Source organism: Actinophytocola sp. (assembly GCF_036555685.1).
Classification (GTDB): domain Bacteria; phylum Actinomycetota; class Actinomycetes; order Mycobacteriales; family Pseudonocardiaceae; genus Actinophytocola.
This window is the reverse complement of record NZ_DATBKY010000239.1, coordinates 1-18118: the sequence shown is the minus strand read 5'-3', so window position 1 is coordinate 18118 and position 18118 is coordinate 1. Positions and strand designations below refer to the sequence as shown.

General features: G+C 71.6%; 16 protein-coding genes. 6 read left to right on the top strand and 10 right to left on the bottom strand.

Features of this window, described 5'->3' with window-relative positions:
- Positions 1 to 26: 26 nt before the first annotated feature.
- Both VH969_RS23935 and nadA read right to left on the bottom strand, forming a co-directional pair.
- Complete coding sequence (locus tag VH969_RS23935) at positions 27 to 1646, bottom strand: L-aspartate oxidase (RefSeq protein ID WP_331977957.1); 1620 nt, start codon at positions 1644 to 1646, stop codon at positions 27 to 29.
- The gene (gene nadA / locus VH969_RS23930; RefSeq protein WP_331977955.1) at positions 1643 to 2659 is read right to left on the bottom strand and encodes a quinolinate synthase NadA; all 1017 of its coding nucleotides are present in this window, start codon (positions 2657 to 2659) and stop codon (positions 1643 to 1645) included. The genes VH969_RS23935 and nadA overlap by 4 nt, the downstream gene beginning before the upstream one ends.
- Positions 2660 to 2744: 85 nt before the next feature.
- On the opposite strand from nadA, the gene VH969_RS23925 reads away from it, so the two are divergent.
- Both VH969_RS23925 and VH969_RS23920 read left to right on the top strand, forming a co-directional pair.
- Positions 2745 to 3461 carry an NUDIX hydrolase gene (locus VH969_RS23925; protein ID WP_331977953.1) on the top strand — a complete coding sequence of 239 codons (717 nt, stop codon included), beginning with the start codon at positions 2745 to 2747 and terminating at the stop codon, positions 3459 to 3461.
- Positions 3462 to 3470: 9 nt separating this feature from the next.
- Positions 3471 to 4163, top strand: coding sequence for an LON peptidase substrate-binding domain-containing protein (locus VH969_RS23920; protein ID WP_331977951.1), 693 nt, complete (start codon positions 3471 to 3473; stop codon positions 4161 to 4163).
- Here the strand turns inward: VH969_RS23920 and VH969_RS23915 are convergent.
- The 4 genes from VH969_RS23915 to bioD form a co-directional block, all read right to left on the bottom strand.
- On the bottom strand, positions 4160 to 4810 hold the full coding sequence (locus VH969_RS23915; RefSeq protein WP_331977949.1) for a DUF2567 domain-containing protein: 651 nt from the start codon (positions 4808 to 4810) through the stop codon (positions 4160 to 4162). The two genes, VH969_RS23920 and VH969_RS23915, sit on opposite strands and share 4 nt — an antisense overlap.
- A gap of 38 nt (positions 4811 to 4848) precedes the next feature.
- A complete protein-coding gene (gene bsaP / locus VH969_RS34670) occupies positions 4849 to 5052 on the bottom strand; it encodes a biotin synthase auxiliary protein BsaP (protein WP_331977947.1) in 204 nt (67 codons plus the stop codon).
- Complete coding sequence (gene bioB, locus VH969_RS23905) at positions 5053 to 6078, bottom strand: biotin synthase BioB (protein ID WP_331977945.1); 1026 nt, start codon at positions 6076 to 6078, stop codon at positions 5053 to 5055.
- 112 nt (positions 6079 to 6190) lie between these two features.
- Positions 6191 to 6901 carry a dethiobiotin synthase gene (bioD, locus tag VH969_RS23900; protein ID WP_414638609.1) on the bottom strand — a complete coding sequence of 237 codons (711 nt, stop codon included), beginning with the start codon at positions 6899 to 6901 and terminating at the stop codon, positions 6191 to 6193.
- Between the two features lie 146 nt (positions 6902 to 7047).
- On the opposite strand from bioD, the gene VH969_RS23895 reads away from it, so the two are divergent.
- A complete protein-coding gene (locus tag VH969_RS23895) occupies positions 7048 to 7317 on the top strand; it encodes a glutaredoxin family protein (RefSeq protein ID WP_331977941.1) in 270 nt (89 codons plus the stop codon).
- Between the two features lie 6 nt (positions 7318 to 7323).
- Here the strand turns inward: VH969_RS23895 and bioA are convergent, their stop codons facing one another.
- From bioA to dnaE, 3 genes are all read right to left on the bottom strand, one after another.
- Positions 7324 to 8565: an adenosylmethionine--8-amino-7-oxononanoate transaminase gene (gene bioA / locus VH969_RS23890; RefSeq protein WP_414638608.1), complete on the bottom strand. Its 1242-nt coding sequence runs from the start codon at positions 8563 to 8565 to the stop codon at positions 7324 to 7326.
- A gap of 75 nt (positions 8566 to 8640) precedes the next feature.
- Complete coding sequence (locus VH969_RS23885; protein WP_331977937.1) at positions 8641 to 10227, bottom strand: phosphodiester glycosidase family protein; 1587 nt, start codon at positions 10225 to 10227, stop codon at positions 8641 to 8643.
- A 308-nt stretch (positions 10228 to 10535) separates the two neighbouring features.
- Complete coding sequence (gene dnaE / locus VH969_RS23880; protein ID WP_331977935.1) at positions 10536 to 15269, bottom strand: DNA polymerase III subunit alpha; 4734 nt, start codon at positions 15267 to 15269, stop codon at positions 10536 to 10538.
- Between the two features lie 131 nt (positions 15270 to 15400).
- On the opposite strand from dnaE, the gene VH969_RS23875 reads away from it, so the two are divergent.
- On the top strand, positions 15401 to 16030 hold the full coding sequence (locus VH969_RS23875; RefSeq protein WP_331977933.1) for a nucleoside/nucleotide kinase family protein: 630 nt from the start codon (positions 15401 to 15403) through the stop codon (positions 16028 to 16030).
- A gap of 2 nt (positions 16031 to 16032) precedes the next feature.
- Here the strand turns inward: VH969_RS23875 and VH969_RS23870 are convergent, their stop codons facing one another.
- Positions 16033 to 16896, bottom strand: coding sequence for an alpha/beta fold hydrolase (locus tag VH969_RS23870; RefSeq protein ID WP_331977931.1), 864 nt, complete (start codon positions 16894 to 16896; stop codon positions 16033 to 16035).
- A gap of 84 nt (positions 16897 to 16980) precedes the next feature.
- Here VH969_RS23870 and VH969_RS23865 point away from each other — a divergent pair, with 84 nt between their 5' ends.
- Together VH969_RS23865 and VH969_RS23860 are read left to right on the top strand one after the other, a co-directional pair.
- The gene (locus VH969_RS23865; protein ID WP_331977929.1) at positions 16981 to 17583 is read left to right on the top strand and encodes a TetR/AcrR family transcriptional regulator; all 603 of its coding nucleotides are present in this window, start codon (positions 16981 to 16983) and stop codon (positions 17581 to 17583) included.
- Between the two features lie 280 nt (positions 17584 to 17863).
- On the top strand, positions 17864 to 18118 hold a 255-nt coding region (locus VH969_RS23860), incomplete at its 3' end, for an OsmC family peroxiredoxin (RefSeq protein ID WP_331977927.1).

The following is an 18118-nucleotide window of genomic DNA, read 5'->3' as shown; positions in this document are numbered from 1 at the left end:
ACAGATACGTCCCGAACTGAACGGCGCTATGTCAACGCAACCGCAAGGGTAAATTCCGGAGAGGCGGAACTGTCCAACACGGGTTGGCCGGACGGGGTGAGGCGGACGGCCTGCGAGCGCGCCGAGTCCGGCGACACGGCCGGGAAGTCGTCGCGCACGTGGCAGCCGCGGGACTCCTCGCGGGACGCGGCCGCGGCGATGAGCGCGCGGGCGGTCAGCGTGAGCGCGGCGTCCTCGACCCGCTCGCGAGTGTCGAGTGGACGGTCCACAGCGGACACGTCGAGCACGGAGCCGACCACGGCCAGGCCCTCGGCGTCGCGGCCGATCCCGGCGTAGCGGCTCATCACGCGCTGCAGCGTGTCCCGGTCCGCGACCGGCGCCGCCGGCACGGGCGGGCACGCCGCGAGCCGCGGCTCGGCCAGCACGCCGAGCGCGAGGTCGGCCGCGACGGCCTCGGCCGCGCGGGTGCCGACCACGAGACCTTCGAGCAGGCTGTTCGACGCCAGGCGGTTCGCGCCGTGCAGGCCGGTCCGCGCGACCTCGCCGGCCGCGTACAGCCCGGGCACCGCGGTCCGGCCGTCCACGGTGGCCACCACGCCGCCGCACGAGAAGTGCGCGGCCGGCGAGACCGGGATCGGTGTGGCCGCCGGGTCGACCCCCACGGCCAGGCAGGCGGCGAGCACGGTCGGGAACCGGCGGCGGAACTCGGCGGCGGACAGGTGCGTGGCGTCGAGGTACACGTGGTCCTCGCCCAGCTCCGCGAGCCGGCGGGTGATCGCGGCGGACACGACGTCGCGCGGCGCCAGGTCGGCCAGCGGGTGCAAGCCCGCCATGACCCGCGCGCCCGTCGAGTCGACCAGGAACGCACCCTCACCGCGGACGGCCTCGGTGACGAGCGGGCAGCGACCGCGCGCGCCCTCGCCGGTGTAGAGCACGGTCGGGTGGAACTGGACGAACTCCAGGTCCGCCACGGGCGCGCCCGAGCGCAGCCCGATCGCCACGCCGTCCGCGGTCGCGACCGCGGGGTTCGTCGTCGCCTGGTAGAGCTGCCCGGCCCCGCCGGTCGCGAGCAGGACGGCCGGCGCGGTCAGCACCCCGGGCACGCCGCCGGCGTCGAGCACGAGCAGGCCGGCGACCTCGCCGGCCGGCGTGCGCAGCGTGTCCACCGCGGTGTGGTGCTCGAGCATCGGCACCCGGCCGTCCCGCGACGCCGCGAGCAGCGCCCGCTCGACCTCGGCGCCGGTCGCGTCGCCGCCCGCGTGCACCACCCGGAACGCGGTGTGCCCGCCCTCCCGGGTGCGGGCGAGCCGGTCACCCTCGCTGTCGAACACGGCGCCCCGGGCCCGCAGGCGCGCCACCGCGGCCGGCCCGCCGGCGATGATCCGCGCGGTCGCATCCTCGTCGCACAGCCCGGCCCCGGCCACCCGGGTGTCCTCGACGTGCCGGCCGACGGAGTCAGCCGGCACGTCACCCAGGACGACCGCGACGCCGCCCTGCGCCCAGCGCGTGTTGCCCCCGTCGGCCGCGTCCTTGGTCACCACGAGCACGCGCAGGCCGAGCTCGGCGGCCCGCAGCGCGGCGGTCAGCCCGGCGACCCCGGTGCCGACGACCACGAGATCCGCGCGAGCGTCCCAGCACGGGTTCATTCGCCACCACCGGGCTTGCCGATCTCGATCATCCGGCGCACCGCGCCCCGCGCACGCTCGGCGACCAGCGGGTCCACGTGCACCTCGTCGGCACCCTCGCGCAGCGACCGCAGCAGCGCGGCCGGCGTGATCATCTTCATGAAGCGGCACGACGCCCGGTCGTTCACCGCCCGGAAGTCGACCTCCGGCGCGGCCCGGCGCAGCTGGTGCAGCATGCCGACCTCGGTCGCGACGAGCACCGTGCGGGCCTTGGTGGCGCGTGCCTCGGTGACCATGTCGCCGGTGGAGAGGATCTTGACCTGCGCGGACGGCACGACGCCCTCCCCCGCCAGGTACAGCGCCGACGTCGCGCAGCCGCACTCCGGGTGCACGAACAGGTCCGCCTCCGGGTCGGCGGCCGCCCGCGCGGCCAGCTCCGGGCCGTTGATGCCGGCGTGTACGTGGCACTCGCCGGCCCACACGTGCAGGTTCTCCCGGCCCGTCTCGCGCTTGACGTGCGCGCCGAGGAACTGGTCGGGCAGGAACAGCACCTCGCGGTCGGCCGGGATGGAGCCGACGACGTCGACGGCGTTGGACGACGTGCAGCAGATGTCGGTCTCGGCCTTCACCTCGGCCGTGGTGTTCACGTAGGACACGACGATCGCGCCCGGGTGCTCGGCCTTCCACGCGCGCAGCTGAGCGGCGTCGATGGAGTCGGCGAGCGAGCAGCCGGCGCGCGCGTCGGGGATCAGCACCGTCTTGTGCGGGCTGAGGATCTTCGCGGTCTCGGCCATGAAGTGCACGCCGCAGAACACGATCGTCGACGCCTCGCTGGCCGCCGCGATCCGGCTGAGCGCGAGCGAGTCGCCCGTGTGGTCGGCGATGTCCTGGATCTCGGGCAGCTGGTAGTTGTGCGCGAGCAGCACGGCGTCGCGTTCCCTGGCCAGGCGGCGGACCTCGTCACGCCACGCGGCGTCGGGCTCGACACCGCCGTAAGGCGTCAGCTCATCGGCGAGCTCGACGGTTGCTGCCATGGTCGTCCTCCCTCGGGTTGGCCCCTGCCGATCTCTCCCGTCGGCCGATTTCCCATCCAGAGGTTTTCGCCTTAGGATCGAAAACATGGCCGATGCTACCACCGCGCCCCCGCCCGCAGCCCACGAAGTTCTGGCCGCGGTGCTCCAAGTGCGAGCAGGCTCACTCCAGGTCCTGCTCTGGGAGCGCGCGCTGGAGCCGCACGCGCACCGCTGGTCGCTGCCCGGCGGGCGGCTCGGCGCGGCCGAGGACGTGGAGACGTCGATCAAGCGCCAGCTCGCGGAGAAGGTCGACGTACGGCAGCTTTCGCACGTCGAGCAGCTCGCGGTGTTCAGCGCGCCGCACCGGGTGCCGGGCGAGCGGGTGGTGGCGACGGCGTTCCTCGGGCTGGTGCCCTCCGACGTCGACCCCGACGTCCCAGCCGACACCCGGTGGCATCCGCTCGACGCGCTACCGGACACCGCGTTCGACCACGAGTCGATCGTCGTGCGAGCGCGCGACCGGCTGCGGGCCAAGCTGTCGTACACGAACATGGGTTTCGCGCTCGCCCCGCCGGCGTTCACCGTGTCGGCGCTGCGCGAGCTGTACTCCGCCGCGCTGGGTTACCGGGTGTCCGCGACGAACCTCCAACGGGTGCTCTCGCGGCGCGGCCTGCTCGAGCCGACCGGCGAGACGGCACCACCCGGACGGGCCGGCGGGCGGCCCGCGGCCCTGTTCCGGTTCACGGAGCGCAGCATGGCGGTCACCGATCCGTTCGCAGTGCTCCGGCCGCCGAACCAAGCGAGGTCGGGCACGGCGTCGTAGGTTAGGGCCGTGCCCGAAACGTTGCCGCTCTTCCCGCTGCAGACAGTTCTGCTGCCGGGCACACCCCTGCCGCTGCACGTCTTCGAGCCGCGTTACCGGCAGATGACCGTCGACCTGATGAAGGGCACGCTGCCGGACAAGCGGTTCGGGGTGATCGCGCTCGCGCCCAGCTCGGACGTCGAGGTGACCTCGTGCGCCCAGCTGCAGCCGATCGGATGCGCGGCGCTGCTGCGCCAGGCCGAGTCGCTGCCGGACGGCAGGTTCGACATCGTCTCGATCGGCGAGCGGCGGTTCCGGCTGCTCGCGGTCGACTCGTCGAGCGCCCCGTACCTGCTCGGCGCCATCGAGTGGGTGCCCGACGCCCCGGCCGTGATCCCCGGCCAGCGCGACGCGGAGGAGACGATCGGCTCGCTCGCGAACGCGGCCCGCGCGGCGTACCGGCGGTACTGCCGGGCCGCCTGGCAGCAGGGTGACTGGACCGAGCCCGACGAGGACACCGAGGTGGCCGAGCTCGCGCACCAGCTGGCCGGGGACTGCCTCCTGCCGCTGGAGGACCGGCAGCGGCTACTGGAGGAGACGCGCCCGCTGCACCGCCTGCGGCTGGTGGGCCGGATGCTCAACCGGGAGGCCGGGATCCTCGCGACGCTGCGCGCAGTACCCCAGCCGCCGACCGAGATGCGCCGGCACGTCAACAAGAACTAGCTGAGCCGCCGGCCCAGGTCGTCCATGGCGTTCCAGGCCGCCATCACGCCGTACACCAGCGCGGTGACCATCGGCCACGCCAGCAGGCCCCAGGCGGACTCCAGCCGCGGCGCCTTGAGCACCACGTCCAGGGTCTTGACGTGGTCGCCGATCGGGAAGCGGCCCTCCGCCCAGGCCGTGCCGACCCGCATGGCGAGCCAGGCGCCCACGGCCGAGCCGAGCGTCGCGGCGACCATGACGACCGGGCCGCGGCGCTCGCGCAGTAACCACACGGCGAGCCCGGTGACGAGGCCCGCGGACAGGCCCAGCAGGACGAACAACCCGAGGACGTCGAAACGGTGGAAGCTCTCCGCGGTGAGCGGGACGGGCGTGCCGTCCTGGCTGATCACCATGCGCTGCGGAGGCGCGAGGCGCGACCAGAGCCAGCCGACCGCGAGCCCGAGCAGGGACACGCTCGCCACCACGCTCAGCGCGGGCAGCAGGTCGGCCTTGATGACGACCTTCGACCGCTCGGGCCGCCACTGCGTGGGCACGTACGGCGGGTAGACGGTGGGCGGCACGGCGCCCGGTGCGGTCTGCCCGTTTCCGGCGGCGTGCCCCTCCCGGGGTGGGGCGGCGTCCTGCGCCCCTACCGGTTGTTCCGCCACGCCTGCCTCCGTCCCGTACGAGCCGTACGGGACGAAGACTAGTCGGTCGGTGTCACAGCGTCGTACGACGTGTGGTCGCCGTGGCGGCTACACCGCGCGGACCACCCGGACGGAGTCACCTGGACCACCATCCGGCGGGCGCACTCGGGGCAGTAGCGGGGCGGCTCGATCGCGCCACGTGCGCCTTCGCAGCGCGCGTGGTCGCCCTCCCCTGCCTGCTTGCCGCAGTGGACGCAGAACATCTAGAGAGTCTCGCCCAGCGCCTTGATCGGCATGTTCAGCTCGGTCAGCATGTCGAGGTCCTGCTGGGCGGGCCGGCCGAGGTTGGTCAGGTAGTTGCCGACGATGATCGCGTTGATGCCGCCCAGCATGCCCTGCTCCGCACCGAGGTCGCCGAGCGTCAGCTCGCGCCCGCCGGCGAAGCGCAGGATCGTGCGGGGCAGCGCCAGCCGGAACGCGGCGACCGTGCGCAGCGCGTCCCTGCCGTCGACAACGTCGTAGTCCTCGTACGGCGTGCCGGGCTGCGGGATGAGGAAGTTCATCGGCACCTCGTGCGGGTCCAGCTCGGCCAGCTGGACGGCGAACTCCGCGCGCTGCTCGACGGTCTCCCCCATGCCGATGATGCCGCCGCAGCAGACCTCCATGCCGGCCGCGTGGACCATCCGCAGCGTGTCCCAGCGCTCCTCCCACGAGTGCGTGGTGACGACGTCCGGGAAGTGCGAGCGGGCGGTCTCCAGGTTGTGGTTGTAGCGGTGCACGCCCATCTCGACGAGCTCGTCGACCTGCGCCTGGGTCAGCATGCCGAGCGAGCAGGCGATCTGGATGTCGTTGCCGTCGGCCCGGATCGCCTTGATGCCCTCGCGAACCTGGGACATCAGCCGCTTGTCCGGGCCGCGCACGGCGGCCACGATGCAGAACTCGCTGGCTCCGGTCGCGGCCGTCTCGCGCGCCGCGGTGACCAGGCCGGGGATGTCCAGCCAGGCCGAGCGCACCGGCGAGGTGAACTGGCCCGACTGGGAGCAGAAGTGGCAGTCCTCGGGACAGCCGCCGGTCTTGACGCTGACGATGCCCTCGACCTCGACCTCCGGGCCGCACCAGCGCATCCGCACCTCGTGGGCGAGCGCGAGCAGCTCGGGGATCCGGTCGTCGGGCAGCCGGAGCACCTCGAGGACCTGCGCCTCGTCCAGGCCGATGCCGCGCTCGGCCACCTGCTGACGCGCCACGTCGAGCACGTCGGCCTTGGTCCTCTCGTCGGCAGCAGCGGTCACGGATTGCCTCCTCGATGGATCTTCGGGCCGTTGCCGGGCCAGTCTGCCGCACGAACTCGCGAGTCGAGCGCGACGTGCGTCACGCGGCGAGCGCGCCTCGACCGTCCTCGGGTCAGGCGGCGAACTCGGCCGCGAAGCCGTTCGCGTCGAACTCGCCGCCGAACTCCGGCGCCAGCGAGCGGCGGGCCACCTCGAGGAACTCCTGGCGCGTCAGCGTGGCCGCGTTCTCCGGCACGGCGCCGACGAGCGGCGCGTCCGCCACGAGCGGCAGGTCGTCGAGGTTGCAGCGGGCGGTGAGGTCGGGTTCGGCCGGCCAGGCGCCGACGACGATGCCCGCGCACGCGATCCCGCGGCGGCGCAGTTCCTCGGCGGTGAGCGCGGTCGCGTTGAGCGTGCCGAGGCGGGCGTCGGCCACGATCAGCACGGGGGCGCCGATCGACCAGGCGACGTCGGCGAGCGTGCCGCCGTCGTCGTCGAAGCGCACGAGCAGCCCGCCCGCGCCCTCGATCAGGACCTGGTCGTGCCCGCGGGAGAGCTCGACGGCGGCCGCGGCGGCCTGGGACGGCGTCACCGGCGGCCGACCGGCCCGGCGCGCGGCGGTGTTCGGGGCGAGCGGGTCGGGGAAGCGCCCGAGCTCCCAGGTCGTGACCTCGGGTCCGGCGAGGCGTCCGATCTCCTCGAGATCACCCGGCTCGTCGGGGCCGACCCCGGTCTGCGCGGGCTTGAGCACGGCGACGCTGCGGTTGCGGTCGCGCGCGAGTGCGGCGACGGCCGCGGTCACCACCGTCTTGCCGACTCCGGTTCCGGTGCCCGTGAGCACCATGACACTCACGGAGCGTCAGGCTAGTCCCACCCGATTGCCGCAACCGCACCCGCCCCGCGCTGGGTAGATTCGAGCACGTGATCGTCAAGGCGCACGGGGACGGTCGCGCAGCGGTTGCGGCTCTGACCAGGGAGCAGCCGGAGTGCGTGACGTTCTTCGGAGCGGCCTGGTGCGTCGACTGCCGCCGCGCGAAGGCGTGGCTGGTGCGGCACAACGTCCCGTTCACCTCGATCGACACGAACGCCGACGAGGAGGCCCGGGCGACGGCCGAGCTCATCGCGGGCGGGCGCGCCAACATCCCGGTACTCGTCGCCCCACACGGCACGGTCCTGGTGGAACCCACGAACATGGAACTGGCGGCGACGCTGAACTCCTACCGCCGCCGGCGCGGCGCCGCACCGGTCCGATGTAGATAGTCCGGCCTAGCCGGCACGGGCGGCGGCGAGGATCGCGCCGGTGATCCGTTCGACGTCCGCGGTTTCGGTGATGTACGGGGGCATCGTGTAGATCAGGTCGCGGAACGGCCGCAGCCACACTCCCCCGTCGACCGCCGCCTTCGTGGCCGCCGCGATGTCCACCTCGTGGTCGAGCTGGACCACGCCGATCGCGCCGAGGACCCGGGTGCCGACCACGCCCGGGATCGCCTTCGCCGCGGCCAGCCCCCCGGTCAGCTCGCTCTCGATGCGCTTGACCGTGCCACGCCAGTCCTGGCCGCGCAGCAGCTCGATCGACGCGTTCGCCACGGCCGACGAGAGCGGGTTGCCCATGAACGTCGGGCCGTGGGCGAGGACCGGGACGGCGCCGCGGGAGATGCCGTCGGCCACCTCGGCGGTGCACAACGCGGCGGCGGCCGTCAGGTAGCCGCCGGTCAGCGCCTTGCCCACGCACATGACGTCCGGGCTCACACCGGCGTGGCCGGCGGCGAACAGCTCGCCGGTGCGGCCGAACCCGGTGGCGATCTCGTCGAAGATCAGCAGGACGTCGTGCGCCAGCGTGAGCTCGCGCAGCACGCGCAGGTACCGGGGGTCGTGGAAGCGCATGCCGCCGGCGCCCTGCACCACCGGCTCGACGATGACCGCGGCCAGCTCGCCGGCGTGCTGTTCGATCAGGTCGGCGAGGTGCTGGACGTATTCGCCGTCGATTTCGTCGTCGGTGTCGCGCTCGACGTGGCCGGTCTGTGCCGGCGGGGCGTCGGCGAAGACCTGGTCGGGCAGGACGCCCCGCCACAGGCTGTGCATGCCGCCGTCGGGGTCGCAGACGCTCATCGGGTGGAAGGTGTCGCCGTGGTAGCCGCCGCGCCAGGTGAGCAGTCGGCGCTTCTCCGGTCGGCCGGCGCAGCGCCAGTACTGCAGGCACATCTTGACTGCCACCTCGACTGACACGGAGCCGGAGTCGCACAGGAACACGTGCCGCAGCGGCCCCGGCGTGATCTCCACCAGCGTCGCGGCGAGCGCCACCGCGGGCTCGTGGGTGAGCCCGCCGAACATGACGTGGCTCATTCGCGCGGCCTGGCCGCGCAGCGCCTCGTCCAGCACGGGGTGGCGGTAGCCGTGGATGGCCGCCCACCAGGACGACATGCCGTCCACGAGCTCCCGCCCGTCGGCGAGCGTCAGCCGGACGCCCGCTGCCTGCGTGACCACGAGCGGGTCGGCCGTACCCGGCATGGGCCCGTACGGGTGCCACACGTGCGCCCGGTCGAGGGCGATCAGCTCGTCGACGTCCACGCCTCGCAGGCTAGGTCACGGGAGCACCAGAATGGCGTCGCCCACGGGCCGCTCGCCGGTGGCGTCGGACGGGTGGTTGATGACCTGCCCGTCGACGACCATCGTCGTGGAGCCGCCGCCGTCGAGGTTGATCGCGTTCACCATGCCCAGCGCGTCGGCCACGGCGGCGCTCTCCGGGATCGACAGCCCGAGGCTGTCCACGGCGCGGCCGTCGATCGTGGCGAGCAGGATGCGCCCGTGGCCGTCCACGCCGGCCAGCGTTCGCGGGTTCCGCTTGGCGGCCCAGCCGTAGTAGAAGCTCGGGTCGCCGGGCCGGACCATCCCGTCGGCCTGCGGAGTCGCATGTGGACGACCGTTGCGGACGAGCTCGGGCCCGCCGTTGACGACCATCTCCGGAGTCCGTGCGGTGTGCCCGCGCTCGTCGACGAGGTGGCTGTCGATCGTGAGCCTCGTGCCGGGCGCCGCCATCGCCCGCAGGGCGTCGGCCTGCTTGCCGGTCGCCTGGACGGACCGCTCGCCGGCCGCCAGCGCGCCACCCCGGGGTTCGCGGACGCCGGTCACCGTTCCGTGCCGGTCGAGCACGGCTTCCACGCCGGGCCCGGTGGGCGTGGACGCGCCGTACTGCGGGGTGAAGGCGACGACCTCGTCGGCGTCGGTGCAGGTCGTGTCGTGCAGCGGGTTGTTGGTCGGCAGGTCGTCGGCGGTGCCGCCGCAGTTGCGGATCATCCCCGGCACGCGATCGATGCCGTCGAGGGTCAGCTTCTCGTGCCCGCTGCGCACGGTGCCGACCCACCGGTACCGGTCGACGTCGGCGTGCCGCCCGTTGTCCGTGAACGCGAACACGGGCCGCCCGTTGGTGGCCTCGCTGAGCAGCTGTCCGTTGTAGACACCGAGTCCGGCCGGGTCGCCGGGCGCGCCGGAAGCGGGGTCGAGCACGAAGAACCCGGCGTTGACGGCCGCGGTCGCGCCCTGCGCCTGGGCGAGCGAGCTGGTGGTCTCCCGCCGCTCGATGTCGGGCCCGAAGTCCCCGACAAGCTTCCCGTGGAACCTCTTGGGATCGATCGTGAGCACCTGCACCCGCCACGGCCCGCGGTCGGTGCCGGCCCCGTCCCACCCGGTGTAGACGGTGGAGGCGGTGTAGCCCGCGGCCTTCACCTGCGCCAGCACGGCGTCGGCGGTGGCCTTGTCGTGCTCGAAGGCGATGCGGACCCGGTAGCCGAGGGTCCCGCCGGCGTAGTCGGCGACGCGCGGGGTGGTGACCTCCTCGACGCGCGGGCTGAACCCGCTGTCGCTCAAGGCATCGGCGAGCGTCTGCGCGTGCGCCTGGTCGGCGATGGCGGTGGGCGGTGCGTCGGGGTCGGGGTCGTCGGCCCCGCGGGGAACGGCGATCTCGACGGTCCAGCCGAGCGCCGGATCCGCCTCCCCGCGAATGATGGTGGTCAGGGTGACGCCTGGCTGCAGGACCTGAACGTCCCGGCTCTCCGGAAGGTCAGCCGGCCCGAGCGGCAAGCCATGCCCCTGGTCGGCGACGGCACTGGGCCCGAAGAGGGTCGATCCAAGCAGAGCGATCGCGGCAAACCCGGCGATCTTCCTGGTCCACATATGACATCCATTCAGCAGGGGGATGCAACGAGGCACAACCTAACGCAGGCGGCTGACAGAACGGGAGAGCGAGCGGAAAGGAACCGCGTGGATGGAGCCGGCGGAACGGAGCCAGGGCGATCATCGTGATGCCCGGGCCGCTCCCGGACGAACCGACGAAGGCAAACCCAGCACGAACACGAGGAAAGCAAGAACCCGGCGCCACCGGCAGCGCAAGCGGCCCGACCACGACACAACCGTCACCCGCCGACCCAAAGATCAAACCCAAGAGCCGGGCACACCCAGCCGCATCCGGGTAGGGCGAGGAGTCAGGCGTCGACCGCCACCCCCGGAATGGCCTTGATCTCCCCGAGGAACGCCGGCGACACCTTGATCGGATAGTCGTCCAAGGCCAGCGTGACGCCGTTCTCCTTGTGGGCGAACTTCAGGTGCACCGGCGTGTCACCGCGATGCGCGGCCAGCGTGTTCTTCAGCTCCCCCACGACCTCGTCGTTCAGCTTGACCGGGTTGCACAGCAGCACGAACGGCGCCGCCTCGCCCGGTGCGGACAGGTCGGCGTCCGTGATGTCCAGCGGGATGAGGCCCGAGCCGAACACGGACATCTTGTCCTCGCGCCAGTTGACGCGGCCCTTGACGGCCACTGCGGCGTCCTCGATCAGGTCCTGCGACAGCACCGAGTAGGACTTGGCGAAGAACAGCACCTCGATCGACGCGTCCAGGTCCTCGATCGTGCAGATCGCCCACGGCTCGCCCTGCTTGTTCACCCGCCGCTCCAGCGCCGAGATCATGCCGGACAGCACGATCTCGCCCTCCTTCGGCGCGTCGGCCAGGATCTCGGCGATGGGCTTCGGGGCGTGCTTGCGCAGCAGCCGCTCGGCGCCGTCCAGCGGGTGCGCCGACACGTACAGGCCCAGCATCTCCCGCTCGTAGCCCAGCAGCTGCTTGCGCGGCCACTCCTCGGCGCTGAACCGCAGGTGCGCCAGCGGGGAGGAGTCGCTCGACGCCGGCGAGGTGTCGTCGCCGCCGAACAGGTCGAACTGGCCCATCGCCTCCTGGCGCTTGAGGCCCACGACCGCCTCGACCGCCTCCTCGTGCACCTGCACCAGCGACAGCCGGGTGTGCCCGAGCGAGTCGTACGCGCCGGACTTGATCAGCGACTCGACCACGCGCTTGTTGCAGCACACCAGCTCCGACTTGTCGAGGAAGTCGGTGAACGAGGTGTACGAACCCTTGGCCTCGCGGGTGTGGATGATCGAGTCGACCACGTTGGCGCCGACGTTGCGCACCGCGCCGAGGCCGAAGCGGATGTCGGTGCCGACCGCCGCGAAGCGCAGGCCCGACTCGTTGACGTCCGGCGGCAGCACCTTGATCCCGGCCCGGCGGCACTCGGACAGGTACACCGCGGACTTGTCCTTGTTGTCCGCCACCGACGTGAGCAACGCGGCCATGTACTCGGCCGGGTAGTTGGCCTTGAGGTACGCCGTCCAGTACGACACCAGCCCGTACGCGGCCGCGTGCGACTTGTTGAACGCGTACCCGGCGAACGGGAGGATCGTGTCCCACAGCGCCTTGATCGCCGCGTCCGAGAAGCCGCCCGGCCGCAGGTCGCTGGCCTTCATGCCGGCCTCGAACCGGGTGAACTCCTCGGCGAGGACCTCGGCCTTCTTCTTGCCCATCGCCTTGCGGAGCACGTCGGCCTGTCCCATGGAGTAGCCGGCGACCTTCTGGGCGATGAACATGATCTGCTCTTGGTAGACGATCAGGCCGTACGTCTCCGCGAGGATGTCCTTCAGCGGCTCCTCGAGCTCCGGGTGGATCGGCTTGATCTTCTGCCGGTTGTTCTTGCGGTCGGCGTAGTCGTTGTGGGCGTTCATGCCCATCGGCCCCGGCCGGTACAGCGCGCCGACCGCGACGATGTCCTCGAACCCGGTGGGCTGCATGCGCCGCAGCAGGTCGCGCATCGGGCCGCCGTCCAGCTGGAACACGCCCAGCGTGTCGCCGCGGGACAGCAGCCTGTAGGTGTTCGCGTCGTCCAGCCCGAGCGTGTCGAGGTCGATGTCCTCGCCGCGGTTGGCCTTGATGTTGTCGATCGCGTCGCCGATGACCGTGAGGTTGCGCAGGCCGAGGAAGTCCATCTTCAGCAGGCCGATGGCCTCGCACGACGGGTAGTCCCAGCCGGTGATGATCGAGCCGTCGTCGCGCTGCCACAGCGGGATCGACTCCATCAGCGGGGTCTTCGACAGGATGACCGCGCAGGCGTGCACGCCGGCGTTGCGGATCAGGCCCTCGAGGCCGCGCGCGGTGTCGAAGATCTTCGAGACCTCGGTGTCGGTCTCGATCAGCGTGCGGACCTCGGCCGCCTCGGCGTAGCGGTCGTGCTTCGAGTCGACGATGCCGGACAGCGGGATGTCCTTCGCCATGATCGGCGGCGGCAGCGCCTTGGAGATCCGGTCGGCGATCGCGAAGCCGGGCTGGCCGTGCAGGACGCGGGCGGCGTCCTTGAGCGCGGCCTTGGTCTTGATGGTGCCGAACGTGATGACCTGGGCGACCTTGTCCGAGCCGTACTTGTCGGTGGCGTAGGTGATCATCTCGCCGCGGCGGCGGTCGTCGAAGTCGATGTCGATGTCGGGCATGGCCGTGCGCTCGGGGTTGAGGAACCGCTCGAACAGCAGGCCGTGCGGGATCGGGTCGAGGTTCGTGATGCCCAGCGCGTACGCGACCAGCGAGCCGGCGGCCGAGCCACGGCCCGGGCCGACCCGGATGCCGACCCGGCGGGCGTAGCTCACGAGGTCGGCGACCACGAGGAAGTAGGCCGGGAAGCCCTTCTGCGTGATCACGCCGAGCTCGAACTCGGCCCGCTCGGTGTACCCGTCCGGGATGCCGTCCGGGAAGCGCCAGTTCAGGCCGCGCATGACCTCCTTGTGCAGCCAGCTGGCCTGGGTCTCGCCGGCCGGCACGTCGAACACCGGCATCCGGTCGACGTGCTCCCAGACCGCCTCGTACGACTCGACCCGCTCGGCGATCAGCAGCGTCGAGTCCGCGGCGCCGGGGACCTCCTTGTCCCAGAACGCACGCATCTCGTCGGCCGACTTGAGGTAGTAGCCGTCGCCGTCGAACTTGAAGCGGTTGGGATCGGACAGCGTCTTGCCGGACTGCACGCACAGCAGCGCCGCGTGCGCGTCCGCCTGGTCCTTGGTGACGTAGTGCGAGTCGTTGGTGGCGAGCGGCCTGAGCTCGAGCTTGCTGGCGATGTCCAGCAGGCCGTCGCGGACCGAGCGCTCGATCGGCAGCCCGTGGTCCATCAGCTCGACGAAGAAGTTCTCCTTGCCGAAGATGTCCCGGTAGTCCGACGCGGCCTGCAGCGCCTCCGCGGTCTGGCCCAGCCGCAGCCGGGTCTGCACCTCGCCGGACGGGCAGCCCGTGGTGGCGATGATGCCCTCGGCGTGCTCGGCGATCAGCTCGCGGTCACAGTTGTGCACCGCGAAGTCGGTGACGTACGAGTGGTCGTCCTCGACCTCGATGTTGTAGGTCGTGCCGGTGTAGGGCTTGCGCATCACCTCCAGGACGGGCTTATAGACGAACTCGTCGTCGGACAATGTCCGCCGATACGTGGGCGCGGTGACGGGAGAGAAGTTGGCACGGTACGTGGGCGCGTGATTCTTGTCGTCGTCCGGTTGGCAGTAGGTGCTGGCGAAGTCGGCTTTCAGACGGGCGGCGAGAGTGCGCATCTGCCAGTGGAGCTGAACCGACGTCTGCTCGAGGCTGATGACGTCTGGCCTGGTCTGTGACGCGTCCCCGGCCAGCACTCCCTCGAACGCACCCTGCATGAACGCTTCCGGAGCGTCGAAGACGAACTCGGGCAGATGCTTGTGCCCGGCCCCCTTGCCGCAGAGGGAACTAAGCAATTGCGCCAGAATTGTGGAACTGACCGAAACCGAGATGCCGCGATAGTCGGCACGATCGGACCTACCACGGACAACGGCCTTCCGGCCAGTGCACCGCTCGATCAGCTTTACGCAGAAGTCAGCGAGATCACGCTCGTCTTCGTGCAGGTACCACGAGACGGTGTGGCCGCGGTCGATACCGCCCTCCGCGACATACAGCCCGAGGAAGAAGCCGAAGTCGTGGTCCAACTCGATCTCGTGCTGCAGCGTCGCATAGTGCTTGGTTGGGCCCATGCCGCGACGAGTGGCCGTCCGGAGGAACCGGTCGGGTTCACCGTCGACCGGGGTCCAGTCGACGTACTCGGCCGTTCGGATCGACGTCACCGGGTCCGCATCCGAGCGGACTCGCGGCAGACATACCCAGCTGTTCCAGTTGTCGACCCGCTCCAGCGTGCCGGTTCCCGGTCGTCCCGCCACGACGTGCCGTGCCTCGACCCACGACCTGCTGCCGTCTCGATGCCGGACGAGAACCGGGTGTTCCCCGGTCATCCAGGTGACCCGGTTGTAGCGATTGTTGAGCTTGACGCCGTAGATGTCGCCGTCGTGGTGGTTGCACATCACCTCGATGACCCTGCGAAAGCGGCCACGATGAGTGAGCACCTCATCGCCGACTCGGACGTCTTCGATCCGCTTCATGCCTCCCCGGGTCATGATCTCCTGACCAGGCAACAGGCAGCGCGGTTTCCTGTAATAGCCTTCCATGCTCGCCCGCGAGGAGAGCGTGAACAGGTTGCGCAGCCCCGTCGCGTTGCCCGCGAGCATCGTCATGTGCGTGTACGCGCCGCCGCCCGAGACGTCGCCGCCCTCGCCGAGCTCGTCCGTGCTGCGCTGACGCGCCTCGCCCCAGAAGATCGGCTTCTTGTGGTATCGGCTGCCCGGCGCGATGTAGGCCTCGATGCCGATGATCGGCTTGATCCCGACCTTCCTGGCGGTCTGGTAGAACTCGTCGGCCCCGTACATGTTGCCGTGGTCGGTCATGCCGACCGCGGGCATGCCGAGGCGCTCGGCCTCCTTGATCAAGGGCGCGACCTTGGCGGCGCCGTCGAGCATCGAGTACTCGGTGTGCACATGTAGATGAACGAAGGAATCAGCCGCCACGAGGCATCACCCTACGACGAGAACATGATCATCAGCGGGCACCCCGAGAGGTGTGTTGGCGGGTGTTGCGGGCATGCTCGATTCCTACCGCGGCGCACCGACAATTCCGGCCGCGGTGGATGATCGGAAGCATGAGATTCCGGCCCCTGACACTCGATCTGCTGGTCGAGGAGCTGGCCGACACGATCGCCGCGCGGCCCGCCGGCGGGTGGGCCCGCGTGGCCGTCGACGGCGCGCCGCCGAGCCGCCCGGAGGCGTTCGCCGACCGGCTCGCCGAGGCGCTGCGGCTGCGCGGCCGGCCGGCCCTGCGGGTGTCGGCGCGCGACTTCCTGCGGCCGGCCTCGCTGCGGTTCGAACGCGGCCGCGAGGACCCCGACGCCCGCTACGACGACTGGCTCGACGCGGGTGGGCTGACCCGCGAGGTGCTCGCGCCGCTGGCACCGGGCGGGTCCGGCCGAGTGCTTCCGTCGCTGTGGGACGCGGCGGCGGACCGGGCGACGCGCGCGGACTACGTCGAGCTCGCGGACGGCGGCGTGCTCGTGCTCGACGGCGAGCTGCTGCTCGGCCGCGGGTTCCCGTTCGAGCACACGGTCCACCTGTGGCTGTCCGCGCCCGCGCTGGCCCGGCGGTTCGCCGAGGAGTGGGCGCTGCCCGCGTTCGCGCGCTACGACGCGCGGGTGCGGCCGCTGCACATCGCGGACACGGGCGTACGCGTGGACGACCCCGACCATCCGGCACTGCTCGACGACTCCCCCGTCTGACCTCACTCCGCCATCGTATCGAACGTATGGTCGACCGCGCGAAGGAGGTCGCACAGCTCGTCGAGAATCTCCGGCCACAGTTGCGGCGGGATGTAGTGCCCCACATCGGGCAGGATCCGCAGCCGGGCGCCGGGAATCGCGGCGGCCGTCGCGCGGCCGGCCCGCAACGACTGCGCGGGATCCCGGTCTCCGTGGACCACGAGCGTCGGCGCGACCACCCGGGCGAGCTCCGCCCGCCGGTCGCCGCTCGCCTTGCAGGCGGCCTGCTGGCGCATGCCGGCGGCCCGGTCGTGAGCGATGTCGTAGGCGCGCCCCGTGACGTCGCGCAGCCACGCCTCGTCGACCGGGTAACGGGGCGTGGTCAGCAGCCGGAACATCCGCACGGTCTGCTCGACGGCCGCCGCCCGGTCGGCCGGGCGCCTGGCCGCCAGGGCGAGGATCCCGACCAGCGTCCGCAGGCGCGGCCTGCTGAACCGCAGGCCCCAGCCGGGCGCGGCGGAGATGGACGTGAGGCTGCGTACCCGGTCGGGGTGGTGCACGGCCATGACCTGGCCGATCATCCCGCCGAGTGAGGGGCCAAGCACGTGCGCCGACGGCCAGCCGAGCGCGTCCATGACGGCCACCGCGTCGCCGGCCATGTCCCGCAGCGTGTAGTGCGGGCGATCCGCGCAGTGCGTCGACCGGCCGGAGTCGCGGTTGTCGAACCGCGCCGCCTGGAAGCCCCGCGCGGCGAGCGCTGCCAGGAACTCGTCCGGCCAGTGGATCATCTGCGTGAAGTTCCCGCCCACCAGCAACATCGGATGTCCGGGCGCGTCGTGTACGAGTTCGTAGGCGAGCTCGACATCGCCGTTGCGCGCGGTTCGCATGGCGTCCCTCCCTCGTTTCAATACGCTGTACGGTAACCGCCGTAGGACGCGGAAGCAATACGCCGTATTGGTTCGGAGGCAGGAGTGCCGAAGCAGGTCGACCACCGGGAGCGGCGCGGCCGGATCGCCGAGGCGCTGTGGACGGTCGCGGAACGGGACGGCCTCGCGGCCGCGACGGTGCGGCAGGTGGCCGCGGAGGCCGGCGTGTCGGTCGGCATGGTGCAGCACTACTTCGCCACGAAGGACGAGATGCTGCTGTTCGCGCTGCAGTGGGTCGGCGAGGAGTTCCGCGGCCGGATCACCGCGCGGGTCGGCGCACTGCCCGAGCCGCGCGACCCGTACGAGGTGATCCGGATCGTGCTGGTCGAGCGCATGCCGCTGGATCCGCGCAGGCGGATCTACGTGCTGGCACTGGTCGCGTGGCTCGGGCGGGCGGTCGAGAATCCGGAGCTCGCCCGATACATGCTCGAGGGCACCCGGGAGCTGCGGGACCGGCTGGCCGACCTGCTGCGGACGGCACAGGCGGCGGGACGGGTCGCGGCCCGGATCGACCCGCTGCGCACCGCGGACGGCCTGCTCGCCTTCGCCGACGGGCTCTCCTCGCACCTGCTGCAGAACCTGCACACGCCACAGGAGGCGGAGGACGTACTGCGCGAGTACCTGGCCCGGCTGTTCGAGCCCGCCTGAGAGTCACTCGCGATCGCGTCACACGCGGTGCGCGGCGCCCCCGCGAGTCCGACAGACCGATCAACCATCCACCAGCCCGGCTTCCGCACGACCATCCACGGCCACCACCCGAACCGCCAACGCTCCATGAGCAGAGCGCGCGCTGCTCGACCACTCCCCCACCCCCCAACACGCAACCCTGGAGAGTCACTCGCGATCGCGTCACACGCGGTGCGCGGCGCCCCCGCGAGTGCGGCAGACTGATCAGCCGTCCGTCAGTCCGGCTTCCGCAGGAGGATCCATGGCCACCACCCGTACCGCCAACGCTCACTGGGAGGGCGCGCTGCTCGACGGCTCCGGCACCGTGTCGCTCGACTCGTCCGGCATCGGCTCCTACCCGGTGTCGTGGCCGGCGCGTGCCGAGGCCGCCAACGGCAAGACCAGCCCCGAGGAGCTCATCGCGGCCGCGCACTCGACGTGCTACTCGATGGCGCTCTCGCACGGCCTCGCCGGCGCGGGCACCCCGCCCACGACCGTCGACACCAAGGCCGACGTC

Excerpts from the sequence above, each read along its gene's own strand:
- VH969_RS23875 (WP_331977933.1), top strand. The coding sequence starts at position 15,401 with ATGAGATTCCGGCCCCTGACACTCGATCTGCTGGTCGAGGAGCTGGCC.
- nadA (WP_331977955.1), bottom strand. The coding sequence starts at position 2,659 with ATGGCAGCAACCGTCGAGCTCGCCGATGAGCTGACGCCTTACGGCGGT.
- VH969_RS23870 (WP_331977931.1), bottom strand. The coding sequence starts at position 16,896 with ATGCGAACCGCGCGCAACGGCGATGTCGAGCTCGCCTACGAACTCGTA.
- VH969_RS23885 (WP_331977937.1), bottom strand. The coding sequence starts at position 10,227 with ATGTGGACCAGGAAGATCGCCGGGTTTGCCGCGATCGCTCTGCTTGGA.
- bsaP (WP_331977947.1), bottom strand. The coding sequence starts at position 5,052 with ATGTTCTGCGTCCACTGCGGCAAGCAGGCAGGGGAGGGCGACCACGCG.
- bioA (WP_414638608.1), bottom strand. The coding sequence starts at position 8,565 with ATGCCGGGTACGGCCGACCCGCTCGTGGTCACGCAGGCAGCGGGCGTC.
- VH969_RS23935 (WP_331977957.1), bottom strand. The coding sequence starts at position 1,646 with ATGAACCCGTGCTGGGACGCTCGCGCGGATCTCGTGGTCGTCGGCACC.
- bioD (WP_414638609.1), bottom strand. The coding sequence starts at position 6,901 with ATGGTGCTCACGGGCACCGGAACCGGAGTCGGCAAGACGGTGGTGACC.
- VH969_RS23925 (WP_331977953.1), top strand. The coding sequence starts at position 2,745 with ATGGCCGATGCTACCACCGCGCCCCCGCCCGCAGCCCACGAAGTTCTG.